At 73.6% G+C, this 11,526-nt stretch carries 5 protein-coding genes; all 5 read right to left on the bottom strand.

All coding sequences use genetic code 11. The annotated features are described in order from the left end of the window. Nucleotides 1-75: 75 nt before the first annotated feature. The 5 genes from AW27_RS30605 to AW27_RS30585 all read right to left on the bottom strand — a co-directional run bounded on the left by AW27_RS30605 (nucleotide 76) and on the right by AW27_RS30585 (nucleotide 11,522). Entirely contained in the window at nucleotides 76-1,482 is a 1,407-nt protein-coding gene (locus AW27_RS30605) for a condensation domain-containing protein (RefSeq protein WP_037921713.1), read from the bottom strand. Beyond that, nucleotides 1,482-4,838 carry a non-ribosomal peptide synthetase gene (locus AW27_RS30600; RefSeq protein ID WP_052030561.1) on the bottom strand — a complete coding sequence of 1,119 codons (3,357 nt, stop codon included), beginning with the start codon at nucleotides 4,836-4,838 and terminating at the stop codon, nucleotides 1,482-1,484. The genes AW27_RS30605 and AW27_RS30600 overlap by 1 nt, the downstream gene beginning before the upstream one ends. Further along, a complete protein-coding gene (locus AW27_RS30595; protein ID WP_052030559.1) occupies nucleotides 4,831-8,922 on the bottom strand; it encodes a non-ribosomal peptide synthetase in 4,092 nt (1,363 codons plus the stop codon). The genes AW27_RS30600 and AW27_RS30595 overlap by 8 nt, the downstream gene beginning before the upstream one ends. Nucleotides 8,923-9,093: 171 nt before the next feature. After that, nucleotides 9,094-10,371: an MFS transporter gene (locus AW27_RS30590; RefSeq protein WP_052030556.1), complete on the bottom strand. Its 1,278-nt coding sequence runs from the start codon at nucleotides 10,369-10,371 to the stop codon at nucleotides 9,094-9,096. A 119-nt stretch (nucleotides 10,372-10,490) separates the two neighbouring features. Next, nucleotides 10,491-11,522 (bottom strand): winged helix DNA-binding domain-containing protein, encoded by a 1,032-nt coding sequence (locus tag AW27_RS30585; protein WP_037921711.1) that lies wholly within the window; start codon nucleotides 11,520-11,522, stop codon nucleotides 10,491-10,493. Nucleotides 11,523-11,526 lie beyond the last annotated feature (4 nt).

Here is an 11,526-nt window from a genome sequence, read left to right as displayed (position 1 = left end):
ACTCCTCAGGCGGATCTGGGTGGTTCCGGGTGGGGGTCGGCGAGGGGGCCGGGGCCGCGGGGCCCCGGCCCCGGCTCAGTGCCGGCTGGTGCCGACCGGGGACGCGGGCGCGGTGACGGCCCGGTCCAGCACCTCCTCGATGCCGGTGAGCAGGCCCCGCACGTCCTCGGGCGTGGCCGCGTGCCGGTTGTACTCGGCGGTTCCGCCGATCTCACCGTCCCGCTCGACCAGGCCGACGCAGGCCAGGGCCGCGGCCGGGTCGGGGCTGTAGAGCTCCAGGTGGCGGGCGGGTGGCCCGGGCAGCTGACCGACCTCGATGCCGGGCAGGTCCAGCGGTACGGCCGGGTAGTTGTGCAGGGCGAACAGGACGTTGTACGGCGGGGGCGTGCCGTCGCCGAACAGCACGTCCACGGGCAGGCGCTGGTGGGCCAGGGCATCGGCCACCGCGGTGCGGGTACGGAGCAGGAGCTCGCGGAAGGTCGGTCCGCCCGCGAGGTCGAGCCGGATCGGCACCACGGTGGTGTACTGCCCGACCGCGCCCTCCAGCGGTGCGGCGAACCGGCCGGCGGCCGGGGTGCCGATCACCACGGAGGTACGGCCGTCCCTGCGGGCCAGTACGACGGCGAGCGCGGCCAGCAGGGTCATGAACGGGGTGGCCCCCTCGGCCGCGCCCAGCTCCAGCCCGGCGTCGACGGGACCGCGGGCCAGCCGTACGGGCAGGTGTCCGCGCTCGAAGCCGCCGGGGGCCCGGGGCGCGGGCGGGTCGGCCGCGAACACGGCACGGCGGCGCTCCAGTTCGGCGGTGCCGTCCGGTCCGGCAAGCCAGCGGTGCTGCCAGTCGGCGTAGTCGGGGAACTGCAGCTCGGGCGGGGTGAGGGCCTCGGGACCCGCGCGATAGCCGGCGGCGAGGTCCGCGAGGAAGACCCCCGAGGACCAGCCGTCGAAGACCGCGAGGTGGGAGGCGAGGATCAGGACGTGCTCGTCGGGAGCGGTCCGCAGCAGCCGGAACGCGCTGGTGCGGCCGCTCTCCAGGTCCAGGACGGTGGAGGCGCTCTCGGTGAGCTGCTGGGCCGTCCGTTCGGCCGCGGCCCGCGGGGTGAAGCCCGACAGGTCGGCCCGGGTGAGCCGCAGGGCCGGTTCCTCGTCCACGTGGAGCCGCGGCTGGCCGGCGGTGGAGCGGACCAGCCGGGTGCGCAGCGCCTCGTGGCGGCGCAGCACCGCGGTGAGGGCCCCGGTCAGCCGCTGCGGATCGAGCGGGCCGGCCAGCCGGAGCGCGTGCGAGCCGGTGGCGACGGCCGGGTGGGTGCGCTCCCGGCGCCACAGCCGGGTCTGCAGTGCGGTCGGCGGGACCGGCCCCGCGCCGGGGCGCGGGGCCGGGTGTGCGGGGACGGGCCGGCGGGCGGCCAGCATCAGGCGGGCGAGTTCGCGCTTGCCCTCGGGGAGTGCGGCGAGCGCCCCCTCCAGCCCTGCCGGTCCGGCCATCAGGGTCCCTCCGGCTGCTGGAGGGAGCCGAGGAGGGCGGCGGCCTCTTCGTCGCTCATGTTCTCGATCTGCTCGAAGACCGCGAGCAGCCGGTCCTGTTCGCCTGCGGCCTCGGCCTTCGCGGCGCGGACGAGTTCGGCCAGGCCCGCGACGGTGGGACGGCCGAAGAAGTCGGCCAGGGCGATGTCGATGCCGAAGAGGGCACGCACCCGGGACACCACGATGGTGGCCTGGAGGGAGCTGCCGCCCAGGGCGAAGAAGTCGCCTTCCACGTCCGGGTTCTGCCACTCCAGGAGCGGGGTGAGGATGTCGCGGCAGATCTGCTCCTCGACGGCGTCACGCGGCGGGGTCCCGCCCTGCGCCGACTGCTCGGTGGGCAGGGGCAGGGCGGCGGTGTCGACCTTGCCGTGCGGGGTCAGCGGCAGCTCGTCCAGGACGACGACGACCGGGACCATGTAGCCGGGGAGCCGGACGGCCGTGTAGGCGCGCAGGCCCTCGGCGTCGGCGACCTCCGAGGCGTAGGAGCCGACCTGCTCGACGGTGACGTAGGCGGCCAGCATGCGCTCGCCGCCCGCGGCGGGCTGGGCCACCACCACGGCCTGCTGCACGGAGGGGTGCCCGGTCAGGACGGCCTCGACCTCGCCCGGCTCGATCCGGTGGCCGCGGACCTTGAGCTGGCGGTCGGTGCGTCCGAGGAAGTCGAGGTTGCCACCGGGCAGCCAGCGGACGAGGTCGCCGGTGCGGTAGAGGCGTGCCGTCTCGGGACCGTCGCCGTAGGGGTTGTCCGCGAAGCGTTCGGCGGTGAGGTCGGGGCGTCCCAGGTAGCCGCGGGCCACGCCGGGTCCGGCCACGCACAGTTCGCCGGGGACGCCCGGGGGCACCGGACGCAGGCGCTCGTCGAGCACGAAGGCCTGGTGGCCGGGCATGGGGCGGCCGATGGGCGGGTTGCGGTCGTAACTGCCGGTGCAGTCCATCAGCGTCACCGCGACGGTGGCTTCGGTCGGGCCGTAGCCGTTGACGAACCGGCGCTCCCCCGCGGTCCATTCGGCGACCAGCCGGCCGGGGAAGGCCTCGCCGCCGACCGAGACCAGGCGCAGGTCGGGCAGGGCCGCCTGGTCGAGCAGCGGCAGCAGCGCGGGCGGGAGTTCGGCGACGGTGACCGCGTCCGCGCGCATCCGGGCCTGGAGCAGGGCGGGGTCGCGGCGTTCGTCGTCGGTGGCGATGACGAGGGAGCCGCCGGCGAGCAGCGTGGTGAAGATCTCGAAGACGGAGACGTCGAAGGTGAGCGGAGCGAACTGCAGCACCCGGTCCGCGGCCCCGATCTCGTACGCCTTGGCGATGGTGCGGGAGAAGTGGGTGACCGAGCGGTGCTCGATCATGACCCCCTTGGGGGTTCCGCTGCTGCCGGAGGTGTAGAGCACGTAGGCCAGGTCGGCGGGGGTGGAGCTGAGGGCGAGGGAGGGCACCTCGCGGACCGGGGCCGCACTGCCGGTAGTGACCAGCTCCAGCGGTACGGGCAGCTGCGCGCTCTCGTCGATGAGGGCGTGGCGGACCTTGGCATCGGCGAGGACCGTGCGGGTCCGCTCGGCCGGGGCGGCCGGGTCGACCGGGATGTAGTGGGCGCCGGCCTTCAGGACGCCGAGGACTCCGGCGACGGCGGCCGGGCCGCGGGCCACGCACACCGCGACGGGGTCGCCGTGTCCGACGCCGCGGTCGCGCAGCCGGTGGGCGATGGCCTCGGACCAGCGGTCGAGGGCCGCGTAGTCCAGCCGGGTGGTGCCGTGCCGGACGGCGACGGCGTCGGGGTGGATGGTGGCCCGCTCGCGGAAGGCGCGGTCCAGGGTGGTGGTCCAGGCTGCCTCGTCGACCGGGCCGCCCCGCGAGAGCTCGCGGGCGTGCCGGGAGGCGGCCGGCTCCTCGACCAGGCTGATGTCGCCGACCCGGAGGTCGGGGTTCTCGGCGACCTGCTCCAGGACCTGCTTGAAGGCGGTGAGCAGGGCGCTGGCGGTGCCGTGCCGGTAGAGGGAGGTGTTGTACTCCAGGGAGAGTTCCAGGCCGTCGTTCTCGCCGACGAGGAAGCTCATGTCGAACTTGGCTGCGCCGTCGTGCAGTTGGTCCATGGCGAACTCGACGTCCGCGGCCTGTGCCCGGTGGGTGCCCCACCGGCCGAGGGAAGTGAACTCGATCTGGAAGAGCGGGTGGCGCAGCGGGTCGCGGACCGGGCGGACGGCCTCCACGACCTGCTCGAAGGGCAGTTCGCTGCTGGTGAAGGAGTCCATCACGGAGGCCGCGGTACGGGTGACGAGCTCGCGGAAGGTGAGCGCGTCGGTGACCTCGGTGCGCAGGGTGATCATCTGGACGAAGCAGCCGATGACCCGTTCCAGGTCGGGGTGCGGGCGGGAGGCGCTGGCCGTGCCGACGACGACGTCCTCGGTCCGGGTCCAGTGTCTGAGCAGCGCGTTGAAGGCGGCCAGCAGGGTGGTGAAGACGGTGGTGCTGTTGGCGTCGGCCAGTTCGGTGAGCCGGTCGAGCAGCTTCTGGTCGAGGTTCAGCTTCAGACCGCGGCCGTCACCACGGGTTTCGGGACCGCGCGGGTGGTCGGGCATGACCTCGGTGGCGACGGCGCCGGCGAGGATCTGGCGCCATTTGGCGGCGAGCGCCCGGCCGTGCTCGTCGTTCTCCAGCTTGGCCCGCTGCCAGGCAGCGAAGTCGGCGTACTCGACGGCGAGTCCGGGGGCCTCGGGACGCCGGCCGGCGGCGGCCGCGGCGTAGCTGGCGGTCAGCTCCTCGGTGAAGATCCGGGTCGATCCCGGGTCCCAGGCGATGTGGTGGACGACCCAGAGCAGGACGTGCCGGTCCTCGGCGAGGCGTACGAGGTGGGCGCGCACGGGCGGGGCGGCGGCCAGGTCGAAGGGGGCGGCGGCGCAGTCGGCGGTGAGCTCGGCGAGTTCGCGGTCGGCGTCCTCGCTGCCCGACAGGTCGGTGCTCTGGACGCCGAGGACGAAGGAGGGGACGGGCTCCTGCCAGGGGACCCCGTCGATCTCGACGAGTTTGCTGTGGAGCACCTGGTGCCGGGCCACGACGGCGTTGAGGGCCTCGTGCAGGGCGGCCCGGTCGAGCGGACCGCCCAGCGCTATGGACAGGGCTATGTTGTTGCGGGCCTTGCCGGCGCCGAGCTTGTCGACGAACCACATCTGCTCCTGCTGGAAGGAGGAGCGGGAGCGCGGTCCGTGGTCGGCGCGCTTGAGTTCGATGCGGCGGCCCACACCGGCCGTCATCTGGTTGCGCATTCTCCCCAGCAGCCGGGAGCGCTGTCCCTGGGGCAGGCGGCCGAGCCGTTCGGCGAGATCAGACATGGTTTCCTCCGTTGCGGTGCAGGTCTGCGAGCAGGGCGGCGAGCCGGTCGGGCAGGTGCTTGGCGAAGTAGTGGCGACCGCCGGGGATCACGGCGAGCCGTACGTCGGCGGCGTACCGGCCCCAGGCGCGGTACCCGTCCTCGTAGCCCTCGGTGGCGTCGTCGGCGTCGCCGATGATGCAGGTGAGCGGGGTGGCCAGGGGCCGGTCGTAGCCGCCGGGGGTGCGGGCGAAGAACCGGGCGGCTTCGGTCATGTCGTGCCGCACCATCCGCAGGACGGCGCTGAGGTCGCGGTCGTCCAGGACGCCGTCGAAGCCGTCCATGGTGGTCAGGTATGCGACGAGGTCGTCGTCGCCGGAGGTCCGTTCCATCTCCAGGGCGTACTCCGGGTCCTCCTCCGGGAGGGCGGCGGCGAGGTCCAGGGCGATCGGACGCTGTCCCCTGCGTTCGAGGACGTGGGTGGTCTCCAGTGCGGTGACGACTCCGGCGCAGTGGCCGTAGACCGCGTACGGGCCCCGCACGGTGCGGGCGATCTCCTCGGCGGCGAGTTCGGCGAACTCGGCGACCGGCAGCATCGGGCCGGGGCGCAGCGGGTCGTGCCCGGGCGGGGAGACGGCCAGGAGCTCGATGTGCGGGGGGAGCTGGGCCGCGAGGGGCTGGTAGGCGATGGCATCGCCACCGCCGTGCGGGAAGCAGACCAGGGTCAGCGCGGTGGTGCCGGCGGGGCGTTCGGGGGTGAGCCGGTGCAGCAGGCTGTGCGCCCGGGTTCCGGGGTCGCCGAGTTCGGCGCTGCGGGCGGCGAGGCCGGCCGGGGTCGGATTGCTGAAGAGGTCGACGACGCGCAGGGCGGCGGCCCCGCCGTCCGGCAGGGCGGCGGCGACGGCCCGGACGGCGCGCACGGCGGCGAAGGAGTCTCCGCCGAGGGCGAAGAAGTCGTCCCCGGGGGCCACGTCGGCCACGCCCAGCACCTCGGCCCAGACGGCGGCGATCCGCAGCGCGACGGGGTCGCCGTCGCCGTGCGCGGGAGCGGCGGCGGGCAGGTGTGCGGCGGGGGCGGCCGGGCGCGGGTCGGGCAGCGCGCCCCGGTCCACCTTGCCGTTGGGGCTCAGCGGCAGCCGCTCCAGCAGCACCAGCTCGGCGGGGACGCAGTGCGGCGGGAGGACCGCGCTGACCGCGGTCCGCAGGGCGGCGGTGTCCAGGGCGGCGCCGTCCTCGGGGACGACGTAGCCGACGAGGCGGTCGGACCCGGCGGCGGAGCGGCGGGCGGCGACGACGGCCTCGCGGACACCGGGGCGGCCGCGCAGCGCGCTTTCCACCTCGCCGGGTTCGATGCGGAGCCCGTTGAGTTTGATCCGGAAGTCGGTGCGGCCGAGCAGCTCGATGGTGCCGTCCGCGCCGTAGCGGGCCAGGTCGCCGGTGCGGTAGAGCCGTTCGGTGCGGCCGGGTGCCAGCTCGACGTGGACGAACTTCTCCTCGGTGAGCTCCGGCCGGTTCAGGTAGCCGCGGGCCAGTCCGACCCCACCGAGGTGGAGTTCGCCGGGCACGCCGACGGGGACGAGGCGGTCGTGGGCATCGAGGATGTAGGTGCGCTGGTTGGCCATGGGGCGTCCGTAGGGGAGCTTCGTCCACTGCGGGTCGACGCGGCCGACCCGGAACTCCACCGAGTGGATCGATGCCTCGGTCGCCCCGCCCAGTGCCGCGAAGGACAGCTCCGGCGCGAAGGTGCGGATCCGGTCGGGCTGGGTGACGGGGATCCAGTCGCCGCCGAGGAAGGCGGTGCGCAGTTTCGGCAGCCGGGGGCCGCCGGCGTGTTCGAGCTGGTCGACCAGGAGGCCGAGGAGGGCGGGGGCGGAGTTCCAGACGGTGACTCCGTGCCGCTCGACGAGATCGGCCCAGTGCGCCGGGTCCTTGGCGGCGGCGGGGTCGGGCAGGACGAGCGTGCCGCCCGCCGCCAGGATGCCGAGGGTTTCGTAGACGCTCATGTCGAAGCTGGGCGAGGACAGGGCGAGCACGGAGTCCGCGGGGCCGATGCCGTAGGAACGGTTGAGGTCGAGGAGGTTGTTGACGACGCCGCGGTGTTCCAGGGCGATCCCCTTGGGGGTGCCGGTGGAGCCCGAGGTGAAGATGACGTAGGCGAGGTCCCGGGCGGTGACGGGCGCCTCGGGCCGGGTGGCGGGCAGTTCGGCGAGGACGGCCCGGTCGGTGTCCAGGAGCACGCGCGCGGTGCCGTCCGGCACGGGGAGGCGGCCGATCAGTTCGGCGTCGGAGACGACGATGGGCGGTGCGGCGTCCTTCAGCAGCAGGGCGAGGCGTTCGGCGGGGTAGTCCGGGTCGAGCGGTACGTAGGCCCCGCCGGCCTTGAGGACGGCGAGGATCGCGGTGACCAGTCCGGGACCGCGGCGCAGGCACAGCGCCACGGTCCGGCCGGGACCCGCCCCCGACTCGACGAGCCGGTGGGCGAGGCGGTTGGCGCGTTCCTCCAGCTCCCGGTAGGTGACGCTCCAGCCGCCGACTCCGCCGAGCACCACGGCGGGTGCGTCGGGCCGGCGGTCGGCGTGCTGCTCGAACAGGTGGTGCAGGCAGGCGTCCTGGGGGAAGGGGGCGCGGGTGGCGTTCCAGTCGTCCAGGGCGGCGGCCCGTTCGGCGTCGGTGAGCAGCGGCAGGGTCGACAGCGGGGCGTCCGGGCGGTCGACGGCGCCTTCGAGGGTGGTGAGGAAGTGGCCGAGCAGCCGGTCCACGGTCGAGGCGTCGAACAGGGCGGTGGGGTATTCCACGAGGGCGCGGACCGCGGTGCCGGTGTCGTGGACGCTGATCATGAGGTCGTACTTGGTGGCGTGCGAGGAGAAGTCGATGGGCTCGGTCGCGAGGCCGGCCAGGCCGGGGGCGGTGTCCGGGGTCTCGTCGAGCAGGAACATCACGGAGGTGAGCGGCGGCCGGCTGGGGTCACGGGGCAGTCCGAGCGTGTCGACGATGAGGTCGAAGGGCAGTTCCTGGTGTGCGTACGCCTGGAGGGTGGTGTGGCGGGTGGCACGGACCAGTTCGGCGAAGACGGGGTCTCCGCCGGTTCTGATGCGCAGCGGCAGGGTGTTGACGAAGAAGCCGATGAGGTCGCTGAAGGCCGGGTGGTCGCGGCCGGAGACGGAGGTACCGACGACGATGTCCTCCTGGCCGGTCCAGCGGCGCAGCGTGGCGGCGAACCCGGCCAGCATCGTCATGTAGAGGGTGGCGCCCTCGGACTTGCCGAACGCGCGGAGCCGGGCGATCAGCTGGGGCGGCAGGTCGATGTAGCGGGAGGCTCCGGCGTGCCCGAAGACGGGGGGCCGGGGCCGGTCGGTGGGCAGGTCCACGGGTACGGCTCCGCCGAGCTCCTCCTGCCAGAAGGAGGTGAGTGCCTCCAACCGGTCACCGCTGACGCGGCGGCGCTGCCAGGTGGCGAAGTCGGCGTACTGGAGGGCGAGCGGGGTGTTCGCCTCGGCGGCAGCGCCGGTGCGGGCCGCGTAGGCGCGCTCCAGTTCGGTGTAGAGGATCCGCATCGACCAGCCGTCGGTGACGATGTGGTGGAGGTTGAGGACGAGGACGTGGTCCTCGGCGCCGAGGCGGCCGAGCCGGGCCCTCAGCGGGACGGCGCCGGCCAGGTCGAAGGGGGCGCCCGCGTCCGCGTCGTAGAACGGTCGGACGGATGCCTCGTCGGGCAGTTCGGTCAGCGGCAGGGGCAGCCGGAATCCGTCCACCACGCGGGGCAGGGCCTCGGAGGCGCCCTCCTGGTAGGTGTAGACGGTGCGCAGGACCTCGTGCCGGTCGACGACGTCCTGGAGCGCGGCGTGCAGGGCGGGGACGTCCAGCGGGCCCCGGATCCGGGTGGCCACCGGCACGTTGTAGGCGGGGCTGCCGGGCTGGAGCTGGTCGATGAACCAGAGCCGGCGCTGTGCGAAGGAGAGCACCGGCGGGTCGGCGGGGTCACGGGGTGCCGGCTCAGGGTCCTCCCGTACGGCGGCACGCCCGCCGTTGCGGCCCGTCAGAGCCTGGAACAGTGCCCTGCGGGACTTCGGCAGTGCGGCTATGCGTTCGGCGAGGGACTCGCTCACCTTGAGCCTCCGTGCGTCTTCGGGAGTCGGGAGAGGGATACGGCGAGGGGGACGCCGCGTGCGGCGGCGCCGGGTGGGGATGTGCCGGGTGGGGATGTGCCGGTGTGCGGGGCGCAGTGTGGAGTGGGTGCCGTTGGGCCGGCACCCACTCCACACCTCTGGAGGTGCCGGTCAGGCGGTGATCCTGGTCTCGTCGGAGGCCGGAGATCCCTCCTCGGCGGTGTCGTCGCCGCCGGGCATTTCCTTGATCTTGGCGACCGGCCCGCTGAGCAGGGTCAGGCCGCCGATGATGGTGACGGCGCCGGCCACCGCGAGGCCGCCGGTCAGGCCGACCGCCTCGCCGAGCGCGCCGCCGGCGAAGTAGCCGAGGGACAGGGCGCCGTACACCGCGGAGAGCGCGGTGCCGCTGACGCGGCCCATCTGCTCGTTCGGGGTGACACCCTGCACGAGGCTCAGGACGTGGATGTCGAACATCGGGGAGACGAAGCCGATGACGGCCTGGACGACGATCAGGCCGACGAAGCCGCCGACCGCGCCGCCCGTCGGGACCAGGATGTAGCCGGCGCCGAGCACCACCGCGGTGATCACCAGCAGGCGGCCCACCGAGAGCTTCTTGGAGACGACCTCGGAGAGCACCGCGCCGACGATGACGAAGACCGACATGACGGCGAATGCGGCACCGACCTGGCCGGGGCTGAGGTGCAGCTCCTTGTAGGCGTAGACGATCAGGATCGCGTCGCCCATCGCGGCACCGAGGTTGACCACGACGTTGGCGGTGAACAGGCCGCGCAGGACCGGGTTGCCGAAGAGGGTCTTCATGCCCTCCTTCATCTCCGCCTTCGCGGAGGCCTTCCGCTCCTCGGTCCGCTCGCGCACGTCCCGGTGGCGGATGACCAGCAGGGCGACGAGCGAGACGAGGAAGGTGAACGCGTCGGCGGTGATGGCGCGTGCGGCGCCGAGCAGCTGGATGAGTGCGCCACCGGCGCCCGCGCCGACCGCCTCGGCGACGCTGCGGCTGATCTGCAGCTTGGTGTTGCCCTCGATGAGGTTCTCGGTACCGATGAGCTGGGGCAGCCAGGACTGGTACGAGACCTCGAAGAAGGTCGTCAGGCAGCCGGTGATGCCGGCCACGATGAAGATGTGCGTCATGGTGACGGAGTCGAGGGCGAACGCCAGCGGGATCGTCCCCAGGGCCAGGAAGCGGCCCAGGTCGGCGACGATCATGACGGTGCGCCTGGAGACCCGGTCGGCCACCAGCCCGGCGATCGGGGCGAGCAGCAGGAAGGGGAGGAAGCGCAGCGCGCCGAGCACGCCGACCTCCAAGGCTCCGCCGTCCAGCACCACGACCGCGAGGGTCGGCAGCGCGAGAAGGGAGATCTTGTCGCCGAAGTTGCTGACGGTCTGCCCGAACCACAGGCGATTGAAATCGGAATGCCGACCGAGTGCCATGTCGACGCCCTTTTCTGATTGGGTACGGAATTGTCGGACGGCACCGACGCTATGGACCGCGAGTTAGACCCCGGTTATGAATTCCGGGACTATAGAACGCTTGTAGACATGCGATGGGTTCAGCTGGAGAAGCGTGCGATGTCGGCGCTCTCGCGGGCGATTCCGGCGGCCACGGCGGGGCTCGGCGGCTCGGACCCGGGGAAGGGCTCGACCGTGACCGGCGCCCCCCGTCGGCCGCCGGACCAGGTGCCGACGGCCAGGCCGTCGACCACCACGGTGGCGCGGATCTGTCCGCCGCCGGGCCACACCCGGCGTTCGTGCTCGGCGGGCACCGACAGGTCACGGCTGCGATAGCCGACGAGGTAGTTGTCGTAGGCCGGCAGCAGCCGTACGTCGGGTTCGCCGGGGACGGGCGGGGATTCGACAGCGGTGTCGGGTACGGCCGCCCAGGCGTTCCTGCCCGCCGTGGTCTTCAGCCCCGACCAGTGGACGAAGTCCAGGGCGTCGGACGGGCCGTGGGCGGCGCGGTAACGCCGCGCCAGCTCCCGTACGGCCGCCTCCCCCGTGTACGGCAGGGATCCGGTGGCGGGCAACCAGTCGTCGAGGAGGACGAAGGTGGCATCGCCGCCCTGTTGTGGTCCGTGGCAGATGAGGCCGGCCAGGGCCGCGCGGCGGATGAGGTGGAATGCGGCCTGTCCCTTCGGCTCGACCCCGAGGGTGGTGAGCCGGTCGGTGAGCCGGGCGCGGGTCAGCGGGCCCTCCGCGGCGATCGCGTCGGCGATGAGCCGCTCCGCACGCGTGCACAGGGCCTCGTCGAGGCCGAGCTCGCGCAGGCGCCGCGCGGCGAGGGCCAGGTAGACGGGGCCGAACAGGGCCTGCAGCCAGCGGGCGTCGGCCGCAGGCACGAGTTGGAGGGTTCCCCGCATGAACCAGCCCCGGACGGCGGTGCGTTCGATGTCGGTGGCCCGGCGCACCGCCTCCCGCGTCAGCCCGCGGGCCCGCACCCGCAGTCCGAGCTCGGCCGCGGGCAGGTCCTGGGCCTGGATCGCCAGCACCCGGCCGAGGACGCCGGCGACGGACTCCTCCCGGACCTCCTCCCCGATCGCCTGTGCGCGCGCCCTGAGCAGCCGTTCGGTCGTACGTCGTTCCACGTGT

Source organism: Streptomyces sp. PCS3-D2 (assembly GCF_000612545.2).
In the GTDB taxonomy this organism is placed as follows: domain Bacteria; phylum Actinomycetota; class Actinomycetes; order Streptomycetales; family Streptomycetaceae; genus Streptomyces.
This window is presented reverse-complemented; position numbering and strand designations above follow the sequence as displayed.